Source organism: Shinella sp. WSC3-e (genome assembly GCF_945994535.1).
Lineage (GTDB): Bacteria > Pseudomonadota > Alphaproteobacteria > Rhizobiales > Rhizobiaceae > Shinella > Shinella yambaruensis.
The window spans coordinates 208,103-226,601 of record NZ_OZ000530.1 but is presented as its reverse complement, the minus strand read 5'-3'; the positions used below and the strand labels follow the sequence as shown (position 1 = coordinate 226,601).

General features: G+C 66.8%; 24 protein-coding genes. 10 read left to right on the top strand and 14 right to left on the bottom strand.

The annotated features are described in order from the left end of the window. Entirely contained in the window at positions 1-549 is a 549-nt protein-coding gene (locus tag AABF56_RS01065) for a LemA family protein (RefSeq protein ID WP_272804613.1), read from the bottom strand. A 200-nt stretch (positions 550-749) separates the two neighbouring features. Here AABF56_RS01065 and AABF56_RS01060 point away from each other — a divergent pair, with 200 nt between their 5' ends. Then, positions 750-947 (top strand): hypothetical protein, encoded by a 198-nt coding sequence (locus AABF56_RS01060; RefSeq protein ID WP_288084252.1) that lies wholly within the window; start codon positions 750-752, stop codon positions 945-947. Positions 948-1,137: 190 nt separating this feature from the next. Here the strand turns inward: AABF56_RS01060 and AABF56_RS01055 are convergent, their stop codons facing one another. The 7 genes from AABF56_RS01055 to AABF56_RS01025 form a co-directional block, all read right to left on the bottom strand. After that, positions 1,138-1,842: an SDR family oxidoreductase gene (locus AABF56_RS01055; protein WP_272804611.1), complete on the bottom strand. Its 705-nt coding sequence runs from the start codon at positions 1,840-1,842 to the stop codon at positions 1,138-1,140. A 28-nt stretch (positions 1,843-1,870) separates the two neighbouring features. Beyond that, positions 1,871-2,833, bottom strand: a complete 963-nt coding sequence (locus tag AABF56_RS01050) for a glycine--tRNA ligase subunit alpha (RefSeq protein ID WP_064329248.1) — start codon at positions 2,831-2,833, stop codon at positions 1,871-1,873. A 91-nt stretch (positions 2,834-2,924) separates the two neighbouring features. Beyond that, the gene (locus AABF56_RS01045) at positions 2,925-3,995 is read right to left on the bottom strand and encodes a dTDP-glucose 4,6-dehydratase (RefSeq protein ID WP_272804610.1); all 1,071 of its coding nucleotides are present in this window, start codon (positions 3,993-3,995) and stop codon (positions 2,925-2,927) included. 298 nt (positions 3,996-4,293) lie between these two features. Then, positions 4,294-4,485: a hypothetical protein gene (locus tag AABF56_RS01040; RefSeq protein ID WP_064329246.1), complete on the bottom strand. Its 192-nt coding sequence runs from the start codon at positions 4,483-4,485 to the stop codon at positions 4,294-4,296. 27 nt (positions 4,486-4,512) lie between these two features. After that, complete coding sequence (locus tag AABF56_RS01035) at positions 4,513-5,388, bottom strand: S49 family peptidase (RefSeq protein WP_272804609.1); 876 nt, start codon at positions 5,386-5,388, stop codon at positions 4,513-4,515. Between the two features lie 78 nt (positions 5,389-5,466). Next, positions 5,467-6,246, bottom strand: coding sequence for a tRNA1(Val) (adenine(37)-N6)-methyltransferase (locus AABF56_RS01030; RefSeq protein ID WP_272804608.1), 780 nt, complete (start codon positions 6,244-6,246; stop codon positions 5,467-5,469). 196 nt (positions 6,247-6,442) lie between these two features. Continuing rightward, a complete protein-coding gene (locus AABF56_RS01025) occupies positions 6,443-6,664 on the bottom strand; it encodes a putative signal transducing protein (protein WP_064329242.1) in 222 nt (73 codons plus the stop codon). A 108-nt stretch (positions 6,665-6,772) separates the two neighbouring features. On the opposite strand from AABF56_RS01025, the gene AABF56_RS01020 reads away from it, so the two are divergent. The 4 genes from AABF56_RS01020 to moaB all read left to right on the top strand — a co-directional run bounded on the left by AABF56_RS01020 (position 6,773) and on the right by moaB (position 11,257). Next, positions 6,773-7,789, top strand: coding sequence for a polyprenyl synthetase family protein (locus AABF56_RS01020; protein WP_272804607.1), 1,017 nt, complete (start codon positions 6,773-6,775; stop codon positions 7,787-7,789). 161 nt (positions 7,790-7,950) lie between these two features. Next, a complete protein-coding gene (locus AABF56_RS01015) occupies positions 7,951-9,804 on the top strand; it encodes a tetratricopeptide repeat protein (RefSeq protein WP_244767866.1) in 1,854 nt (617 codons plus the stop codon). Between the two features lie 6 nt (positions 9,805-9,810). Beyond that, positions 9,811-10,722 (top strand): 4-(cytidine 5'-diphospho)-2-C-methyl-D-erythritol kinase, encoded by a 912-nt coding sequence (locus AABF56_RS01010; RefSeq protein ID WP_272804606.1) that lies wholly within the window; start codon positions 9,811-9,813, stop codon positions 10,720-10,722. Beyond that, positions 10,709-11,257, top strand: a complete 549-nt coding sequence (gene moaB, locus AABF56_RS01005) for a molybdenum cofactor biosynthesis protein B (protein WP_272804605.1) — start codon at positions 10,709-10,711, stop codon at positions 11,255-11,257. The genes AABF56_RS01010 and moaB overlap by 14 nt, the downstream gene beginning before the upstream one ends. A gap of 105 nt (positions 11,258-11,362) precedes the next feature. Here the strand turns inward: moaB and AABF56_RS01000 are convergent, their stop codons facing one another. Continuing rightward, positions 11,363-11,893, bottom strand: a complete 531-nt coding sequence (locus AABF56_RS01000) for a glycosyl transferase (RefSeq protein ID WP_272804604.1) — start codon at positions 11,891-11,893, stop codon at positions 11,363-11,365. A 171-nt stretch (positions 11,894-12,064) separates the two neighbouring features. On the opposite strand from AABF56_RS01000, the gene AABF56_RS00995 reads away from it, so the two are divergent. From AABF56_RS00995 to AABF56_RS00975, 5 genes are all read left to right on the top strand, one after another. Next, the gene (locus tag AABF56_RS00995; protein ID WP_272804603.1) at positions 12,065-13,222 is read left to right on the top strand and encodes a PA0069 family radical SAM protein; all 1,158 of its coding nucleotides are present in this window, start codon (positions 12,065-12,067) and stop codon (positions 13,220-13,222) included. 246 nt (positions 13,223-13,468) lie between these two features. Next, positions 13,469-14,137 carry a ribonuclease HII gene (locus AABF56_RS00990; RefSeq protein ID WP_272804602.1) on the top strand — a complete coding sequence of 223 codons (669 nt, stop codon included), beginning with the start codon at positions 13,469-13,471 and terminating at the stop codon, positions 14,135-14,137. 77 nt (positions 14,138-14,214) lie between these two features. Beyond that, a complete protein-coding gene (locus AABF56_RS00985; protein ID WP_272807409.1) occupies positions 14,215-14,529 on the top strand; it encodes an ArsR/SmtB family transcription factor in 315 nt (104 codons plus the stop codon). Beyond that, a complete protein-coding gene (locus AABF56_RS00980; protein ID WP_272804601.1) occupies positions 14,526-14,879 on the top strand; it encodes an SRPBCC family protein in 354 nt (117 codons plus the stop codon). Before AABF56_RS00985 ends, AABF56_RS00980 begins: the two co-directional genes overlap by 4 nt. A gap of 47 nt (positions 14,880-14,926) precedes the next feature. Then, the gene (locus AABF56_RS00975; RefSeq protein ID WP_272804600.1) at positions 14,927-15,550 is read left to right on the top strand and encodes an ATP-dependent Clp protease proteolytic subunit; all 624 of its coding nucleotides are present in this window, start codon (positions 14,927-14,929) and stop codon (positions 15,548-15,550) included. Positions 15,551-15,628: 78 nt separating this feature from the next. Here the strand turns inward: AABF56_RS00975 and AABF56_RS00970 are convergent, their stop codons facing one another. The 5 genes from AABF56_RS00970 to AABF56_RS00950 all read right to left on the bottom strand — a co-directional run bounded on the left by AABF56_RS00970 (position 15,629) and on the right by AABF56_RS00950 (position 18,363). After that, positions 15,629-16,114 carry a F0F1 ATP synthase subunit B gene (locus tag AABF56_RS00970; RefSeq protein ID WP_244767873.1) on the bottom strand — a complete coding sequence of 162 codons (486 nt, stop codon included), beginning with the start codon at positions 16,112-16,114 and terminating at the stop codon, positions 15,629-15,631. A 10-nt stretch (positions 16,115-16,124) separates the two neighbouring features. Further along, a complete protein-coding gene (locus AABF56_RS00965) occupies positions 16,125-16,772 on the bottom strand; it encodes a F0F1 ATP synthase subunit B (RefSeq protein ID WP_244767874.1) in 648 nt (215 codons plus the stop codon). A gap of 87 nt (positions 16,773-16,859) precedes the next feature. Then, positions 16,860-17,087 carry a F0F1 ATP synthase subunit C gene (locus AABF56_RS00960; RefSeq protein ID WP_024270186.1) on the bottom strand — a complete coding sequence of 76 codons (228 nt, stop codon included), beginning with the start codon at positions 17,085-17,087 and terminating at the stop codon, positions 16,860-16,862. A 66-nt stretch (positions 17,088-17,153) separates the two neighbouring features. Then, entirely contained in the window at positions 17,154-17,906 is a 753-nt protein-coding gene (locus AABF56_RS00955) for a F0F1 ATP synthase subunit A (RefSeq protein ID WP_244767875.1), read from the bottom strand. Between the two features lie 61 nt (positions 17,907-17,967). Next, complete coding sequence (locus AABF56_RS00950; protein ID WP_244767876.1) at positions 17,968-18,363, bottom strand: AtpZ/AtpI family protein; 396 nt, start codon at positions 18,361-18,363, stop codon at positions 17,968-17,970. Positions 18,364-18,499: the final 136 nt, after the last annotated feature.

Below are 18,499 nucleotides of genomic sequence, written 5' to 3'. Positions count from 1 at the left end.
CTAGAACTTTACGGTCGGCACGGCCCGGTCGGCCGGGTTCTCGATCTCGAAATAGGGCGCTTTGAGGAATTTGAAGAGGCCGGCGACGAGGTTCGAGGGGAAACTCTCGACCTTGACGTTGAGATCGCGGGCGGCGCCGTTGTAGTAGCGGCGCGACATCTGGATCTCGCTTTCCAGCGTTTCCAGCGTTTCCTGCAGCTCGGCGAAGTTCTGGTTGGCCTTGAGGTCGGGATAGGCCTCGGCGAGCGCGAAGATGCGGCCGAGCGCCTGGCTGAGCAGGCCTTCGGCCTGCGCCCTGCCCGCGACGTCACCCGCCGGCACGGCCTGCGCCCGGTTGCGCAGCTCCACCACCTTTTCCAGCGTGTCCTTCTCGTGCGCGGCGTAGCCTTTCACGGTCTCGATGAGGTTGGGGATGAGGTCGGCACGGCGCTTCAGCTGCACGTCGATGCCGGACCAGGCCTCCTCCTTCATCTGACGGGCTTTGACGAGGCCGTTGTAGAGAATGATGGCGTAGAGGACGACCACCGCCGCGATTGCCAGACCGATCATGAAAGTCTCCGCTCCTTCTTTGTCCCGGGCCTGACCTTAGCATTCGCATCGCCGCAGGAAAGCCCCCGCGGGCTCCGAGGCCGCCCGCTTTTCATCAAAGAGAACGATCGCCCGCCAGTCCTGTCACCCCGGGAACCGCGCGGCGGCGTGCCTTGGCCGATAGTCGCTTCACCAACAACACGAACCTTGAAGCAACCGTCATGAAAGCCCTCGTCCTCACCATCAACGTTCTCGGTTTCACCGCCCTCTTCCTCGCCTACACGATGGGCGCCGCGGTCGACCGTCCGAAGGGTGTGCGCCGGGCGCTCCAGACCTATGCCGGCCAGCTTCCCACCGGCGCGATGCCGACGCTGAAGCCCGTCTGGGAACTCGGCGTGAAGGTTGCGACCCTCGCCTGAACGAAAAAGGCTCTTCGGGACGTCGGCCCCTCATCCGGCCTGCCGGCCCCCTTCTCCCCGCAAGCGGGGCGAAGGGGAGATGCCATACCGGCTTCCCCGATCATTACCGCTTTGTGGGGCAAGTCCCCTCTCCCCGCCTGCGGGGAGAGGGTTAGGATGAGGGGCAAACGCCATATGCGGCTGACCCGTCTCAGATCGAGCGCGTGATGCCGCCGTCGACGCGGATGTTCTGGCCGGTGATGTAGGCGGCGCCGTCGGAAGCGAGGAAGGCCACCGTCGCGGCGATCTCCTCGCTCGTGCCGTAGCGCTTCATCGGCACGCCGTCGCGCCGCTCCTCGGTCGCCGGCAGGCTGTCGATCCAGCCGGGCAGCACGTTGTTCATGCGGATGTTGTCGGCCGCATAGGTGTCCGCGAAGATCTTCGTGAACGAGGCGAGGCCCGCGCGGGCGACGGCCGAGGTCGGGAACATGGAGCTCGGCTCGAAGGCCCAGGCGGTCGAGATGTTGATGATCACGCCGGACTTCTGCTTCTGCATGACCGGGGTGACGAGGCGCGTAGGGCGCACGGCATTGAGGAAATAGACGTCGATGCCCGCGTGCCAGTCCTCGTCCGTCAGGTCGAGGATCGGCTTGCGGGGGCCATGGCCGGCGCTGTTGACGAGGACGTCCACGCGGCCCCAGCGCTCCAGCGCGCCATCGACGAGGCGCTTCAGGTCGTCGTTCGACTGGTTCGAGCCGGTGACGCCGAAACCGCCGCTTTCGGCCGCCAGCGCCTCGCCCTTGCCGGAGGAGGAGAGCACGGCGATCCTGAAGCCGTCCGCCGCCAGCCGTCTTGCCGCCGCCGCGCCCATGCCGCTGCCGCCGGCCGTGATGATCGCCACTTTTTCTGTCGCCATGTTCCTCTCCCTTGGAAACGGTTGCGGCTCAGGCCGCGTCCTTCGTCCAGTTCACGCCGCCGGCATCCGTCAGGAGGAAGGCCTCGCCGCAGGCTTTCGCCAGCGTGCGCACGCGCAGGATGTAGCTCTGACGCTCGGTGACGGAGATCACGCCGCGTGCATCGAGCAGGTTGAAGACGTGCGAGGCCTTGATGCACTGGTCGTAGGCCGGCAGCACGCACTTGTGCAGGCGCTGGTTTTCCGCATCGCCCGGCGCACCGGCGGCAAGCAGCGCCTGGCACTCCTTCTCCGCATCGATGAAGTGGCGGTGCAGCATGGCGGTGTCGGCGAATTCGAAGTTGTGGCGGGAATATTCCTGCTCGGCCTGCAGGAAGACGTCGCCGTAGGTGATCTTCTCGTCGCCCTCGCGGCCGTTGAAATTGAGGTCGTAGACATTGTCGACGCCCTGCACATACATGGCGAGGCGTTCGAGGCCGTAGGTCAATTCGCCGGCGACGGGCGCGCATTCGATGCCGCAGACCTGCTGGAAATAGGTGAACTGCGAGACCTCCATGCCGTCGCACCAGCATTCCCAGCCGAGACCCCAGGCGCCGAGCGTCGGGCTTTCCCAGTCGTCCTCGACGAAGCGCACGTCATGCAGCAGCGGATCGAGGCCGATGGCGGCGAGCGAGCCGAGATAGAGTTCCTGCAGGTTCGACGGGTTCGGCTTCAGGATGACCTGGTACTGGTAATAGTGCTGCAGCCGGTTCGGGTTCTCGCCGTAGCGACCGTCGGACGGCCGGCGCGAGGGCTGCACATAGGCGGCACGCCACGGGCGGGGGCCGAGCGCGCGCAGCGTCGTGGCCGGGTGGAAGGTGCCGGCGCCCACTTCCATGTCGTAGGGCTGCAGCACCGCGCAGCCCTTGTCCGCCCAGTAATTGTGCAACGTCAGGATCAGCCCCTGGAAAGAGCGCGTCGGGTTCATGTGGTCAGGCAGGGCGGCAGAGGTCATCGGTTTCGTCCGAGCATTCTTGGAAAGGTGCCGGACTGGTGCCACGATGCGCCGGAAGGGTCAAGGGTTTCGGGCCGGCGCCCGAAACGGGTCAGTGCCGTTCGAGCGAGCGGAAGAGCCCGGAGCCGGCGGCCTGGGTGACGGCCTGCACGCGCTGCGGGGCGAGATCCGGCACCTGCCGCACCTGGCGGCGCAGGCCCGCCGGCATGCGCGCGCCGTACCAGGCGGCCAGCATCGGAAGCTCGCGGCGCAGCGTGCCCTTCGCCTGCCAACCGAGCGCCTTCAAGGCCCGCATGTCGAGCGGCGGGCGGCTGGCATTGCCCGGCCGGCCGGCGGCAAAGCTGACGCCGGAAACGGGCTCCTGCACAGTCTCCAGCACCAGGCGCGCGACGGAGAGGATGTCGAGAAAATCGTCGCCGGCCACGTTGTAGGTGGCGTTCTCCGCCCCGCGCGCCACCACCGCGCGCAGCGCCGAGCAGAAATCCGCCATGGTGACGAAGCCGCGCGTCTGCCGGCCGTCGCCATGCACCGGCAGGGGCCGGCCGACGGCGGCAAGCTCGAGGAAGCGCGGCAGGAGCTTTTCGGTGTTCTGGCGCGTGCCGACGATGTTGACGGGGCGCAGCACGCGGATATCGAGGTCGAAGGAGCGGCGCAGGCCGGCGATCAGCATTTCGGCGGCAGCCTTGGAGGCACCGAGCGGATTGTCGGGCAGCAGCGGCGCGAGCTCGCCGACCGGCTGGCCGTTGCCGGCGCCGTAGACCTCGGCGGAGCTGACATGGATCATCAGCGGCACGCGGCGGCGGCCCATCGCCTCGACCAGCACCTGCGTGCCGAGCGCATTGGCGAGCGTGAAGCGCTCCGGCACCGAGAAGGCGCGTTCGACATGGCTTTCGCCCGCCGCATGCACGACGAGGTCCGCATCCTTCAGCATTTCGGTGACGAGGTCGAGATTGCCGACATCGCCTTCCTGCAGCGTCACGCGGCCGGTGCGGAAGGCGGCATCGAGATAGGACATGTCGGCAGCATAGGTGAAGGCGTCGAGCACGCGGATGCGCGCCTTCGGGCAATGGGCGAGGAGGTCGTCGACGATATGCGAGCCGATGAATCCGGCGCCGCCCGTCACGACGATGGTGCGAATCCAGTCGAGGTCAAGCGAGGCCATGGATCTTCTCCGTTCACTGCCGGGACGCCCTCATGGCAGCCCTGACCGCTAGATCGGCCTTCTTACGCGCGGGGGCAACGCCGGCATGCGGCTGCAAAAGCTTAAATCCCGCGTTAACCTTACGGAGCGTGGTTAATGTCCCGGGACCGCACGACAGGGCCTCGTTTCCAGTCCCGCGCCGGCACACAGCCGTGCCGCGGCGACAGATCCTTCCATCGTGTTCCCAAATCGCGAAAAGGATCCATCTCGCTGTTTTCACGCCGGGCGCCGAACCGCATCCCGCGCTTGCCAGGCCCCTCTACTCGTCGTCGCGGCGCAGGCGGTATTCGCCGGTTTCCGGATCCTTGACGAGCGTGCCGGTGGCACCGGTGCGGCGTTCCTCCTCGGACCGCTTGCGCAGCTTACTCAGGCGTTCGGCGTCGGCCACGAACTTGCGATAGCCGAACCAGGCAAGGCCGACGACCAGCAGCAGAAAGATGATCTGGGCCATCGCCCCTCCCCTTGTTTCACGCGCGCCTTATCCGGAAAGGCCGAAACGGCCCCACAGCGCCTTTTCTTCCGCAAGGCCCGCCACGGCGGCCACGCCTGCAGAGCCTATACGCTCCGCCATGTCGCCGGAAGGCCCCCCGACGCCCGGCGCCTTGCGGCCGAACAGCCCCTTGGGCGCCGAGACCAGCTCCAGCCGCGTCTTCTCGCCATAGCGCTTCTTCAGCTCCGAGCGCATGTCGGCAAGGCCATCGACGAGGCCGAGCGCCAGGCCCCGGCCGCCGGTCCAGAACAGGCCGGAAAAGAGGTCAGGATCGTCCGTGAGCTTAGCGCCGCGGCGTTCCTTCACCATGTCGATGAAGACCTGGTGGATCTCGAGCTGCAGGGATTTGAGATATTCGATCTCGTTTTCGCGCTCTGGCTGGAACGGATCGAGGATCGCCTTGTTGCTGCCGGCCGTGTAGACGCGCCGCTCGACGCCGATCTTCTTCAGCATTTCCGGAAAGCCGAAGCCGCCCGAGACGACGCCGATCGAGCCGACGATCGAGGTCGGGTCGGCAAAGATCTCATCGCCGGCAAGCGCGATCATGTAGCCGCCGGAGGCCGCCACGTCCTCGACGAAGACGAGCACGCGCTTGTTCTTTTCTGCCGCGAGCGCGCGGATGCGCTGGAAGATCAGCCGCGACTGGACCGGCGAGCCGCCGGGCGAATTGATGGAGATCGCCACGGCCGGCGCCTGTTTGTAGCCGAAGGCCTTTTCGAGCGCGGGCGCGGCGGTGGCCAGATTGAGCGGCGGCCGGAACTGGCTGCCGGAGGCCATGATCGCCCCGTGCAGCCGGACGACCGGGATCGCGACCCCTTCCTTGCGGAACCTCTTCGGCACCAGCGTCTTCAAAAATCCGGCCATCGCGCGATCCTGCCTCCTGTTCGTTTGCCCGGCTGATGTATGCACGACGGGCGAAAACGCAAGACAATCACGGAATATTCAGGTCTTCGACAGGCGCGGATAGCTTGCCCGGCCGTTGTTGAGGTCGTCGACGAAGGGGGTGAAGGCGTGCCGGCCGGGTTCGTGCATGACGAGCGGCATGCGAAGCGCCAGCCTGGCGCGCGAGCCCTTGATGGCGGTGACGAGGATGCGCAGGGCCGGTTCGCCGGGGCGGGGATGGAGGGCGGTGATCTCGATGCCGCCGAAACGGCGGCCGCAGGCGGCGACGATCTCGGCGATCGATTCCGGCCGGGCGATGAGGGAGAGCTGGCCGCCCGGCTTCAGGATCGCGCCCGCCGTCCGGATCCAGCGTTCGAAGAGGTCATGCTCCATGGCATGGGCCTCGGCCTTCAGCGCGTCCGGCGTGCGGCTGCCGATACGGTCGTTGAAAGGCGGGTTCATGATGACATGGTCGAAGACCTCGTCGGCGAGGCCCGCCGCGACGCGGGCCGTGCCCATGAGCCCGACATCGGCCTCCAGCACGCCGACGCGGGCCGAAAAGGCGGCGTTTTCCGGAAGCGCCACCGACTTGCGGGCAAAACCCGCCATCAGCGGCGAGCGCTCGACGAGCAGCACCTCGGCCCTTTCGTTGCATGCGGCGACAGCAAGGCCGGCAGCGCCCGCCCCGGCGCCGAGATCGGCGACGCGCATCGGCCCCTTCCCCGTCACCAGCGCGGCGAGCAGCATGGCGTCCATGCCCGAACGATGGCCGATGCCCTTCGGCTGGACGACGTGGAAGCGGCCGTAGTGGAAGGCGTCGACGGTTTCGGTGACGGTCATGGGCAGGTCGTCCCCCGCGCGCGGGGGCGGCCTTGGCCATCCCCCCTCTGCCCTGCCGGGCATGTCCCCCACAAGGGGGAAGATTGGATCGTGGCACTGCTTTGCCCCAAGTCGATCTCTCCCCTTGTGGGGGAGATGCCCGGCAGGGCAGAGGGGGGTGCTCCGAATGCAGCCTTCACCGTGAAAACTACGACCCTCACGCCCGCAGCTCCGCTTCGAGCCCCGCATCCTTGAGGATCCGCCGGGCCTCGTCCGCCCGGTCGCTCTCCACCAGGAAGCGGCGGGGCAGCATGCCGAGCGAGCCTTCGAGGATGCTCATCGCCTGATCGGCGATCAGGCAATGGATTCCCGCCTCCTTCATCAGGCTTTCCGCGAAGGAGAGCAGGACGGCGTCGTTGGTGCGGATCAATTCGATCATTCCGGTCGTTTTCCAGCCATAATTCCCGAGGCGGGACAATTCGCCTCTTGCCGCAGGAAGCCCCGCTTTCTATTGTCTTTCAACAAAAATGAACAGGAGTCCGGGCATTTGGGCGTCGTGATACCGCTTGAAGAAGGCAAAAACAAACAGGCGTCTGTGAAGCCGCTCGTCGATCTCACGAAGGCCGACATGGAGCGGGTGAACCAGCTCATCCTGTCGAAAGCCGGCTCCGACGTCGCGATGATCCCGGAGGTCGCCAACCACCTGATCTCCTCCGGCGGCAAGCGCCTGCGCCCCATGCTGACGCTCGCCTCCGCCGCGATGTTCGGCTATGACGGCGACCAGCACATCAAGCTCGCCACCAGCGTCGAGTTCATGCACACGGCGACGCTCCTGCATGACGACGTGGTCGACGAGAGCGACATGCGCCGCGGCAAATCCACCGCCCGCATGATCTGGGGCAACCAGGCGAGCGTGCTCGTCGGCGACTTCCTGCTCGGCCAAGCCTTCAAGATGATGGTCGAGGTCGGCTCGCTGGAGGCCCTCGACGTGCTCTCCACCTCCGCCACCGTGATCGCCGAAGGCGAGGTGCTGCAGCTCTCCGTCGCCAAGAACATGGAGACGACCGAGGACGACTATCTCCAGGTCATCCGCGCCAAGACGGCGGCGCTCTTCGCCGCCGCCTCGGAAGTGGGGCCGATCATCGCCAATACCGGCCGGGCCGAGCGCAACGCGCTGAAATCCTACGGCATGAATCTCGGCCTTGCCTTCCAGCTCGTCGACGACGCGCTCGATTATGGCGGCAAGGCGGCCGATCTCGGCAAGAACACCGGCGACGATTTCCGCGAGGGCAAGATCACCCTGCCCGTCATCCTCGCCTGGCGCCGCGGCACGGCGGAAGACCGCGCCTTCTGGCGCGAGGCGATCGAGGGGGGAAAAAGCGACGACGCGAACCTCGAACGCGCCTTCGGCCTCATCACCCGCTATGGCGGGCTGACGGACACGATCGCCCGCGCCCAGCACTACGGCATGATCGCCCGCGACGCGCTCGCGCCCCTGCCGGCCTCGCCCTGGAAGAACGCGCTGCTCGAAGTCATCGACTTCTCCATCGCCCGCGTCAGCTGATCGGCGAATACGCGGTCCGGCAGGATTTTCTTGCCGCACCGCGCCAAAAAAGCCATTCTCTGCCGTCATGAGTCCGTGATTGATTTGGGCACGATCGTGGCTGAATTTGTCACGGCAATCCCCATAGGGCTACGGCACAGCTTCTGGCGAAAGGCATTTTGATGCGGCATTCCCTTCTCCTTCGGCTTCTCTCCGGCGTGGCGATCGCGGCCAGCATCGCGCTTGCCGGTACCCTGGCCGGCCCTCTGGCGGCATATGCGGAGGAAAAGCCGGCAGCCGCGGCCGCAGAGGAAAGGCCGTTCGATCCGTTGAGCGTCAACACCTTCTCCGGCGCCTTCCTCGCCGCCCGCACGGCCGATTTCGACAAGGAATACGAGACCGCCGTCGCGCTCTACAAGATCGCCCTGCAGTTCGACCCCACCAACAAGGACGTCAAGCAGCGCCTGATGGTGACGCAGCTGATGAACGGCGATTTCGAGGAGGGCGTGAAGCTTGCCGATGCGCTGCGCAACGATCCCGCCGTCGAGCGCATCACCGCCGTGGTGCGCGGCATGGAGGCGATCCGCAAGCGCGAATACAAGAGCGCCGAGAAGATCCTCGTCTACAGGGGGCCGAACGATCTCGACCGCATGATGAACGACCTCCTGCTCGCCTGGGCCAAGTTCGGCGACGGCAAGTCGAAGGAAGCGCTGAAGCTGATCGGCGGCATGGAGGGGCCGGACTGGCTCGCCATCTTCAAGAACTACCATGCCGGGGCGCTGGCCGCGGCGGCCGGCGACAAGGCAACGGCGCGCGCGCGCCTCAACGACGCCATCCTCGACCGCAACGGCGCGAGCGCCGCGCCCGACACCTTCATCCGCGCCGTGATGGCGCTTGCCCGCCTCGAGGCCCATGAGGGCAACAAGCAGAAGGCGCTCGACGCCATCTCGGTCGGCGACAACTTCATCACCAGCTATGCGCCGCTCAAAGCGCTGCGCCAGAGCATCGAGGCCGGAGAGAAGCAGGAGCAGCAGGTGCGCAACGCCGCGCAGGGCGCCGCCGCCGTGCTCTTCTCGATCGGCGGCGCGCTCAACCGCGACGGCGCGGAGGACATCGTCTCGCTCTACCTGCAGGCCGCCCGCGCGCTCGACCCGGACAGCGACGACATGCTGGTGCTGCTCGGCGGGCTGGCGGAGAACCAGAAGAAGCCGGAGCGGGCGATCGAATATTACCGCGCCGTGCCGGAAAAGTCGCCGATGCGGCGCATTTCCGAGCTGCAGCTCGGTCTCAACCTTGCCGATACGGGCAAGGTTCCCGAGGCGAAGAAGCACCTGCAGGAACTGATCGAGGCCGATCCGGCGGACCTGCGCTCCTATCTTGCGCTCGGCAGCGTGCTGTCGGACGCCAAGGACTACAAGGAGATGGCCAGTCTCTACGACCGCGCGGTCGCCGCCATCGGCCCGGTCCCGACACGCAACCACTGGAGCATCTTCTTCCAGCGCGCCATCGCCTATGAGCGGCTGAAGGAATGGGAGAAGGCCGAACCGAACTTCCGCAAGGCGCTGGAGCTGAACCCGGAACAGCCGCAGGTGCTGAACTACCTCGGCTATTCCTGGGTGGACATGAACATGAACCTCGACGAGGGCCTGGACATGATCCGCCGGGCCGTCAGCATCAAGCCGGACGATGGCTATATCGTCGATTCGCTCGGCTGGGCCTACTATCGCCTCAACCGCTTCTCCGACGCCGTGGCGGAACTGGAGCGGGCGGCGGAGCTGAAGGCGGGCGACCCGACGATCAACGACCATCTCGGGGATGCCTACTGGCGCGTCGGCCGCAAGCTGGAAGCCACCTTCCAGTGGAACCGCGCGCTCGGCCTGAAGCCGGAAGAGGCGGAAATCCCGAAGATCAAGCTGAAGATCGAAAACGGCCTGCCGGAACTGGAGAAGACCGAGCCGGCCTCCGCGGAAGCCAAGGACGAAAAGCCGGTGCAGAACCCCTCGCCCGAGGGCACGGCGGCCGACCGCAAGTCCTGACGCCGCATGGCTGACGCCGACGCCCTGTCGGGGTTCGCGGTCGTCGAGCCGGCCCCGGCCAAGATCAACCTCGCGCTCGCCGTCACCGGCCGGCGCGAGGATGGTTACCACCTCCTCGACAGCCTCGTGACCTTCACCGCCTTCGGCGACCGCATCGGCCTTGCGCCGGCGGCCGAGGACCGCTTCACCCTCACCGGCCGCTTCTGCGGAGCGCTTTCGGCCGAGGCCGACAACCTCGTCACCCGCGCGCGCGACCGGCTGCGCGCGGCGCTCGCCCCGACCGGGCAGGCGGCCCCGCCCGTGCACATCCATCTCGAAAAGAACCTGCCCGTCGCCTCCGGCATCGGCGGCGGCTCGGCGGATGCCGCCGCGACGCTGCGCGGCCTCATCTCGCTGTGGCGCGCGGAGCTGCCCGCCGACGGGCTGGATGCGCTTGCCCTCGGCCTCGGCGCCGACGTGCCGATGTGCCTTGCCAGCCGCCCGCTGCGCGCGCGCGGCGTCGGCGAGGCGATCACCCCCGTCGCCCTGCCGGCCCTTCCCATCGTGCTGGCCAATCCGCTCGTCGGCGTTTCGACGCCGGCCGTCTTCCAGGCGCTTGCCTCCCGGCACAACCCGCCGCTCGCCCTTGCGGGCGCCGCCGGCTGGGCGGAAGCGCTTGCGCGCCTGCGCAACGACCTGGAGCCCCCTGCCCGCCGGCTCTGCCCCGAGATCGCCGCGATCTCCGAAAGCCTTGCGGCCACCGGCGCCGGCCTCGTGCGCATGTCCGGTTCCGGCGCGACCTGCTTTGCGCTATACGATACGGACGCGGCTGCCGAGACCGCGGCGGCGGCGCTCTCCCGCCGGCATCCGCACTGGTTTTTCACCGCCACGCGCACGCTGGAAGCGCAAGGCAAAGGAGCCGACGATGGCGCATATTGACGAGACGAGGCCCTTCATCCCGGTCGGCATCGCCGTGCTCACCGTCTCCGACACGCGCACCCTCGACACCGACCGGTCCGGCGATACGCTGGTCGCGCGCATCAGGGAGGCCGGGCACCGCCTTGCCGACCGCGCCATCGTGACGGACGACGTGGCCGCGATCCGCGCCAGGGTGGAAACCTGGACGCGCGACGACGCGGTGGACGTGGTCATCACCACGGGCGGCACGGGATTTACCGGCCGCGACGTGACGCCGGAGGCGCTGGAGCCGCTGTTCGAAAAGCGCATGGACGGCTTTTCCGAGGTCTTCCATCGCATCTCCTACGACAAGATCGGCACCTCGACGATCCAGTCGCGCGCGACCGGCGGCGTCCTCAACGCCACCTTCATCTTCGCGCTGCCGGGTTCGCCCGGCGCCTGCAAGGACGCCTGGGACGGCATCCTGAAGGCGCAGCTCGACTATCGCCACATGCCCTGCAACTTCGTGGAAATCATGCCGCGGCTCGACGAGCACCTGAAGCGCACCGCCGGCTGACCCGCTCCCTTCCGGGGGAGTGGCGCGACATCGATGCCGACGCCGATTTCGCAATCGAGCTATCCGTCACCGACGGCGTGTTCCGCAACGATGTCCCGTCCTGGCTCAATCGATCCCCGCCCGCATGGCCTTCACGGCCCAGGCGGGCACCAGCTCCACGGCCAGCCGGCGCACGCCGGCGCCCGTCGCGATGTCGGCGAGCGTCATGCCGGTGCGCACCGCGGCCGAGGCCTGGCGCTTGCTGACGAGGTAGCCCTGCTCCAGCGGCACGCGACGGCGCGCAAGGCGCTGGAAGAACGGCCGGCGATGGCTGCGCGAGCCGAGGAACCGTGCGGGGTTGCGGTTGACCGACACATGGTCGACGACGGCATCCACCCAGCCCGACAGCGGCCGGGCGCCCGGCTCCAGCAGCAGCAGCCAGTCGCCGCGGGCCGAACGCACCACGTCCTTCATGTCCCAGCTCGTCAGGAAGCGGCAACCGGCGGCGTCCGCCACCTTGGAGGAACCGTCGCGCGAGCCGTGGTCGAGCACGATCACGTCGCGCACGATGCCCTCGACGGCGCCGGAAACCAGCGCCGACAATGTCTGCGCAAGCTCGGCCTCATTGTCCCGGCATTCCATGATGATGGTCAGCATGTCCTCCCATACCGCATTGCAGCATCGATTTCCACCGCGGGAACCCGCGAAGTTTCCCGCATGGTTAGGCGGCATGGTTAGCGGCGCCCCGAAATTTGTTCTTGCATTGTTCTCATTTGCGCGATAGGAATATAATCATTGAATCGGGGCCTGCCCCCGGCGGAGACACTCATGAACGATCTGGCCAGCCTGAGGCAGGGCGCGCTTGCGCCCGGCCACGCGAAAGACATTGCCGAAGCGCTGATGGCCGAGACGGGCATGCGCGTCGACAGCGAGCGCCGGCGCGGCCGGGGCGCGGGCCTCAACTTCACCGGCCGCTTCGAGCCGGTGACGCGCGAGACGGTCGATGACGGCTGGCAGACGCTGGAGGAACTGCCGCCCTTCAGAACCGAGGTGCAGGTGGAAAAGCCGCGCACCATCATCACGCGCAACGAATCGCCCGACATTCCCTTCGACCGCTCGATCAATCCCTATCGCGGCTGCGAGCACGGCTGCATCTACTGCTTCGCCCGGCCGACCCATGCCTTCATGGGCCTGTCCGCCGGCCTCGATTTCGAGGCACGGCTGTTTGCCAAGCCGGACGCGCCGAAGCTGCTGGAACGCGAGCTCTCCAAGCCCGGCTACAAGCCGCGCGTCATCGCGATCGGCACCAATACCGATCCGTACCAGCCGATCGAGAAGGAATGGCGCATCATGCGGCAGATCCTCGAGGTGCTGGACGCGGCAAACCATCCGGTCTCGATCGTCACCAAGTCGGCGCTCGTGCTGCGCGACATCGACATCCTTGCGCGCATGGCGGCGCGGGGCCTCGCCTGGGTCGGGCTTTCCGTCACCACGCTCGACCGCAAGCTCGCCCGCACCATGGAGCCGCGCGCCGCGACCCCGCCGCGCCGGCTGGAGGCCATCCGCACGCTCTCGCAGGCCGGCATTCCCGTCGCCATCATGATGGCGCCGATCATTCCCGGCCTCAACGACCACGAGATCGAGCGCGTGCTCGATTCGGGCAAGGCCGCCGGCGCGCTGGAGGCGAGCTATGTGCTGCTCCGCCTGCCGCTGGAGGTGAGCCCCCTCTTCCGCGACTGGCTGCTGCGCCACTACCCGGACCGCTACCGCCATGTCATGTCGCTGGTGCGCTCCATGCGCGGCGGCAAGGATTACGACGCCGAATTCGGCAAGCGCATGAAGGGCGCAGGTCCCTATGCCTGGCAGATCGCCCGCCGCTTCGAGATGGCGGCCAAGCGGCTGGAGCTGACCCGCACCCGCCGCAGCCTTGCCTGCGACCAATTCGTGCCGCCCTCGGGCAGCGGCGTGCAACTTTCGCTGCTGTAAGGCGGGAGGGGCCTCGCGCCTCGCCCGGCCGATTTGTCAGGGGAAAGCGGATCCGGCTTTCCCGAAAGGACTGACGGCACCGGGAAATCCAGCGCATCCTGTTCGGTCCGAACCGGAGAGCTGCGAAAACGAAACCCCGCCGGGCGCCCGCGCCCGGCCTCTTCTTCCGGTCTGCCTTTCCCCGGGGCATACCGGCGCTCCTCCGGCGTCCGCCTCCTGCCGGAGGGCTTGCAGGGAATCGGATGGATGTGCGAGGTTCGCCGCATGTCCCGTACCGCATCCTCCGATTCCCGCCTTCTTTTCGACCTGCCCGAGGGGCCGGATTTCCAGATGGAAGCCGCGGCCCTGAAGCGTGGCATCTGGCCGGTGGCCGGCACGGACGAGGCCGGGCGCGGCCCCCTGGCAGGTCCGGTCGTCGCCGCCGCCGTGGTGCTCGACCCGGACAACATCCCCGGCGGCCTCAACGATTCCAAGCAGCTCAATGCCGCCAGGCGCGAGGCGCTGTTCACCCTGATCCTGCAGTCGGCCTTCGTCTCCGTCGCCTCCAGCTCGTCGCGCCGCATCGATGCCATCGACATCCGCAAGGCGAGCCTCGATGCCATGCGCCGCGCCGTCGCGGGCCTGGAGATCGCACCGAAACTCGTGCTGGCCGATGGCCGCGACGTGCCGCCCGGCCTTGCCTGCGAGGGCCGCGCCGTCGTCAAGGGCGATGCCCGCTCGCTCTCCATCGCCGCCGCCTCCATCGTCGCCAAGGTGATGCGCGACCGCATGATGGCCCGCGCCGAGGACACCTATCCCGGCTACGGATTCGCCATCCATGCCGGCTACGCCACCGAAGTGCACCGCAGGGCCATCACGGATATCGGCCCCTGCCGGCTGCACCGCATGAGCTTCCGCCCGCTCCGGCAGGACTGAGCCCGGGGGGACGGCTCCCGCCTGCCTGCACGACCGGGTCCTTGCAAATCAGATAAGTGTATGCTTATCTCATTCCCATGATCGAGAACGAGATATTCAAGGCGCTTGCCGATCCCACGCGCCGCGCGATCTTCGAGAAGCTGGCGGACGGCGCGATGAATGCCAGCGCGCTGCGCGAGGGCATGGAGATCAGCCAGCCCGCCATGTCCCAGCATCTGGCGGTGCTGCGCCAGGCGCGGCTGGTGCGCGAGGAGCGGCAGGGACGGTTCATCAATTACAAGGTCGACCCGGACGGGCTGGCGCGCATTGCCGGATGGCTCGCGAAATATCGGGCCTACTGGCCGGCGCGGATCGACGCCCTGAAGGATTTGCTGAAGGACATGGACCAATGAGCGACAGGCAGGCCGAGCAGGCGACGGATCTCGTGCTCGAATATGAGCTCGACGCACCGACCGAAAAGGTCTGGCGGGCGATCAGCATTCCCGCCTTTCGCGAAAGATGGCTGCCGGGCGGCGCGCTCGCCGACGCCGAGCCGGTCCTGACCGCGCCCGGCAAGGAAATCCGCTACAGGCTGCGGGACGATGAGCCGCCCCATCTCGAAAGCCTCGTGGCGTTCCAGCTCCGTCCCAACGGGCAGGGCGGCACCACGCTCCGGATCGTCCATGGCCTTGCGGATGCGCGCGTCGTGCCGCGGCCCATCAACGACAATGGCAACGGGCGCACGCTGATGCGCGCCGCCTGACCTAACCCACCCCTCCCCGAAACAATCCGGAAGACAGGAGTTCGCCCATGCGCGAAACGATGCAACTCGTCCCTATGGTCGTCGAGCAATCCAGCCGGGGCGAACGCTCCTTCGACATCTATTCCCGCCTGCTGCGCGAGAGGATCATCTTCCTCAACGGCGAGGTGAACGACACCGTCTCCGCGCTCGTCTGCGCACAGCTACTGTTCCTGGAGGCCGAGAGCCCGCAGAAGCCGATCCAGCTCTACATCAACTCCCCCGGCGGCATGGTCACCAGCGGCTTTGCCATGTACGACACGATGCGCTACATCCGCGCGCCCGTTCACACGCTCTGCATGGGCACGGCCCGCTCGATGGGCTCGTTCCTGCTGATGGCCGGCGCGCCCGGCATGCGGGCCGCCCTGCCCAATGCCAGCATCCTCGTCCACCAGCCCTCCGGCGGCTTCCAGGGCCAGGCATCGGACATGCTCATCCACGCCGAGGAGATCCTGAAGACCAAGCAGCGCATGACGCGGCTCTATGCCCGCCATTGCGGGCGCAGCTACGAGGAGTTCGAACAGGCCATGGACCGCGACCGCTTCATGACGGCCGAGGAAGCGCTGGAATGGGGCCTGATCGACCGCATTCTCACCGAGCGCGAGATCGGCGAGGCGTATCGGACCAGCACATGACACGCCTTGTCATGGCATAGGCACAACGAAAAAGGCCGGATCGCTCCGGCCTTTTTCAGATCGATCGTGCGGGCGGCCTCAGTTGAGGCGGGCCTTCACTTCGCCGATGGCGTTGTCGAACAGCGCCTTGCCGGTGGCGGCATCGGCCTTGGTGGCGATGACCTTCTCGGCGGCGGCGACGGCGAGGTCGACGGCGGCGGCGCGCACGGCGTTGATCGCGTCGGCCTCGGCCTGACGGATCTTCTGCTCGGAGAGCGCCGTGCGGCGGGTGACGTATTCCTCGGTCTTCTGCTTGGCCTCGGCCGTCAGGGCGCTGGCCTCGCGTTCAGCGGCGGCGACGATGCTGGCGGCTTCCGCCTCGGCATCCTTGCGCTTGCGCTGGTATTCGGCGAGCAGGTGCTGGGCCTCCTCGCGAAGACGCTTGGCTTCCGCCAGCTCGTTCTGGATCTTCTCCGCGCGGGCGTCGAGACCCTTTGCCATCATGCCCGGAACCTTGAGGTAGGCGATGAGGGCGAGGAACAGGAGAAGGCCGACAAAGGCATAGAATGTTGCGTCGAATGCCATGGTGTCCTCCTTATTCGCCTGCGGCCGTCTTCACGGCGGAAGCGATCTCGGCCTTGGTGGCCTTGGCGCCGATGAGCTGCTCGACGAGGGCTGCCGTGGTTTCCTCGGCGATCGAGCCGACATCGGCAAGGGCCTTGGCCTTGATCTCGGCGATGCGGGTCTCGGCACCGGCGATCTTGTCCTGCAGCGAGGCTTCGATCTTGGCGCGCTCGGCGTCGGCCTTGGCCTTGGCTTCGTCGCGGGCGGTCGAGGCGATCGCATTGCCCTTGGCGCGGGCGCTGGCAAGGTCCTGCTCGTAGGACGCAATCGCGGCGTCGGCTTCCGCCTTCAGGCGGGAGGCTTCGTCGAGGTCCTGCGCGATACGGTCATGGCGCGTCTCGAGGATGCCGCCGATGCGCGGAATGACGACCTTCGACATGAGAAGGTAGAACAGACCGAAGGTGATCGCCAGCCACAGGAGCTGCGATGCGAACGTGGTCTGGTCGAAGGGCGGGAAAACGCCGGTGGCGTGCTCGTCGCCATGGGCCACACCCGTTTCGGTGTGCACTTCGCCTGCCGGCTGGGCCGCATGCGTATCCGTCTCATGCGACGTCGCAGGGGTTTCCGCCTGGGCGATTTCGAAAGGGGTGGACTCGGCCGATGCCGGGGTCACGGACATGCTCACCTCCAGGGGGCACTCTCAGATCTTGTACGGAACGTACGATGGACCACGGCCCGGAGGCCATGGTCCAGTCCTCGGCCGATATCAGACGGCGAAGAGGAGGAGGAGAGCGATGAGCAGCGAGAAGATGCCCAGAGCTTCCGTAACGGCGAAGCCGAATACGAGACGGCCGAACTGGCTGTCAGCAGCAGACGGGTTGCGCAGAGCGCCGGCCAGGTAGTTGCCGAAGATGTTGCCGAGGCCGAGAGCCGTGCCGGCGAGACCGAACGTGGCAAGACCTGCGCCGATGAACTTTGCTGCTTCCGCTTCCATGTTGAACTCCTTGAATGGGTTGTTGCGGCTTATGAGCGACGCCCGAGGGCGCCGACGACTGTTTCCTTAGTGACCACCCGGATGCACGGCATCGTTGAGGTACATGCATGTCAGAACTGCGAAGACGTAGGCCTGCAGGAACGACACGAGGAATTCGAGACCGGTCAGGGCGACGGTCATGAGAAGGGGCAGGATCGCACCGGCGACACCGACGGCGCCGAGCGCGCCGAGCGAGGTGACGAAGCCGGCGAAGACCTTCAGCGTGATGTGACCCGCCAGCATGTTGGCGAAGAGACGGATCGACAGGCTGATCGGACGCGAGAGGAACGAGATGACCTCGATCGAGACGACCAGCGGCAGCAGCGCGCCGGGAACGCCGGATGGCACGAAGAGCTTCAGGAAGCCGAAGCCGTGCTTGTAGAAACCGTAGACGACCACCGTGCCGATGACGAGGATGGCCAGGGCGAAGGTGACGATGATCTGGCTGGTGACCGTGAAGAAATAGGGCACCATGCCGAGCAGGTTCGCCGTCAGCACGAACATGAAGAGCGAGAAGACCAGCGGGAAGAACTTCATCCCGTGGCTGCCCGCCCCTTCCCGGAGCATCGAGGCGATGAACTCGTAGGACATTTCCGAGACCGACTGCATGCGGCTCGGAACGAGGCCGCGCTGGCCGGTCGTGAAGTAGAGGAAGCCTGCGGCGGCCGCGACGGTGGCGACCATGAAGAGCGAGGCGTTGGTGAACGAGAAATCGATGCCGCCGATTTCGATCGGAACAATCTTGTTGACCAGGAACTGATGGGTCGGATCGTTTGCCACCGTCTATCTCTCTCGCTTGCCCGCCTTGCGGCGGAAGTCACCCATGAATGGGACCGCGCCGTCAGGCGCCGTCCTTCGGTTTGGTCTCGTCCCGCCCGCTGCCGGCCTTGCCGGGCTCTCGCCCCGCCAGCCTGTCGACCGGATGGGGCGATGCCACCATGCCAGCCGCGCGCATGACGTTCAGAACGCCGGCACCGAAGCCGAGGAGCAGAAGAACGATCATCCCCCACGGCCCTGTACCTGCAAAATGGTCCAAAAGATAGCCCAGAAGCGCCCCGACGATGACAGCAGCGACGAACTCGCTCGAGAGCTTCATGGCCACCGCGTAGCCCTTGCGGCTCTCCGATGCCCGTGCCTCGGCGGCTCTATCCGCCCCGTCGTCCTTGCGCCGTTCCGCGAGTTCCGCATCCAGGCGCTTCAGCCGGTCTTCCAGACTTTTCTTCTGTTCGTCGGCCATGGCGTTCTCCCGTTTCGTTCCGCGGCGCTTTCGCCCCATTGCGGACATATTGAAGGCTAGGATTCAAGCCATATCCGACCCCTTTCGAAGTCGGGCGCAACATAGTTTTAGGTGCCGGCATAGTCAAGGCATGGCG

Bases quoted from the DNA above. Each gene is read 5' to 3' on its own strand.
- AABF56_RS00990 (WP_272804602.1), top strand. From the start codon at position 13,469: ATGTGCGAGGTTCGCCGCATGTCCCGTACCGCATCCTCCGATTCCCGC.
- AABF56_RS01025 (WP_064329242.1), bottom strand. From the start codon at position 6,664: ATGATCGAATTGATCCGCACCAACGACGCCGTCCTGCTCTCCTTCGCG.
- AABF56_RS01045 (WP_272804610.1), bottom strand. From the start codon at position 3,995: ATGGCCTCGCTTGACCTCGACTGGATTCGCACCATCGTCGTGACGGGC.
- AABF56_RS00975 (WP_272804600.1), top strand. From the start codon at position 14,927: ATGCGCGAAACGATGCAACTCGTCCCTATGGTCGTCGAGCAATCCAGC.
- AABF56_RS00970 (WP_244767873.1), bottom strand. From the start codon at position 16,114: ATGGCATTCGACGCAACATTCTATGCCTTTGTCGGCCTTCTCCTGTTC.
- AABF56_RS01050 (WP_064329248.1), bottom strand. From the start codon at position 2,833: ATGACCTCTGCCGCCCTGCCTGACCACATGAACCCGACGCGCTCTTTC.
- AABF56_RS01010 (WP_272804606.1), top strand. From the start codon at position 9,811: ATGGCTGACGCCGACGCCCTGTCGGGGTTCGCGGTCGTCGAGCCGGCC.
- AABF56_RS00980 (WP_272804601.1), top strand. From the start codon at position 14,526: ATGAGCGACAGGCAGGCCGAGCAGGCGACGGATCTCGTGCTCGAATAT.
- AABF56_RS01000 (WP_272804604.1), bottom strand. From the start codon at position 11,893: ATGCTGACCATCATCATGGAATGCCGGGACAATGAGGCCGAGCTTGCG.
- AABF56_RS00950 (WP_244767876.1), bottom strand. From the start codon at position 18,363: ATGGCCGACGAACAGAAGAAAAGTCTGGAAGACCGGCTGAAGCGCCTG.
- AABF56_RS01015 (WP_244767866.1), top strand. From the start codon at position 7,951: ATGCGGCATTCCCTTCTCCTTCGGCTTCTCTCCGGCGTGGCGATCGCG.
- AABF56_RS00995 (WP_272804603.1), top strand. From the start codon at position 12,065: ATGAACGATCTGGCCAGCCTGAGGCAGGGCGCGCTTGCGCCCGGCCAC.
- AABF56_RS01055 (WP_272804611.1), bottom strand. From the start codon at position 1,842: ATGGCGACAGAAAAAGTGGCGATCATCACGGCCGGCGGCAGCGGCATG.
- AABF56_RS01030 (WP_272804608.1), bottom strand. From the start codon at position 6,246: ATGACCGTCACCGAAACCGTCGACGCCTTCCACTACGGCCGCTTCCAC.
- AABF56_RS00985 (WP_272807409.1), top strand. From the start codon at position 14,215: ATGATCGAGAACGAGATATTCAAGGCGCTTGCCGATCCCACGCGCCGC.
- AABF56_RS00960 (WP_024270186.1), bottom strand. From the start codon at position 17,087: ATGGAAGCGGAAGCAGCAAAGTTCATCGGCGCAGGTCTTGCCACGTTC.
- AABF56_RS01035 (WP_272804609.1), bottom strand. From the start codon at position 5,388: ATGGCCGGATTTTTGAAGACGCTGGTGCCGAAGAGGTTCCGCAAGGAA.
- AABF56_RS00965 (WP_244767874.1), bottom strand. From the start codon at position 16,772: ATGTCCGTGACCCCGGCATCGGCCGAGTCCACCCCTTTCGAAATCGCC.
- AABF56_RS01065 (WP_272804613.1), bottom strand. From the start codon at position 549: ATGATCGGTCTGGCAATCGCGGCGGTGGTCGTCCTCTACGCCATCATT.
- AABF56_RS01060 (WP_288084252.1), top strand. From the start codon at position 750: ATGAAAGCCCTCGTCCTCACCATCAACGTTCTCGGTTTCACCGCCCTC.
- AABF56_RS01040 (WP_064329246.1), bottom strand. From the start codon at position 4,485: ATGGCCCAGATCATCTTTCTGCTGCTGGTCGTCGGCCTTGCCTGGTTC.
- moaB (WP_272804605.1), top strand. From the start codon at position 10,709: ATGGCGCATATTGACGAGACGAGGCCCTTCATCCCGGTCGGCATCGCC.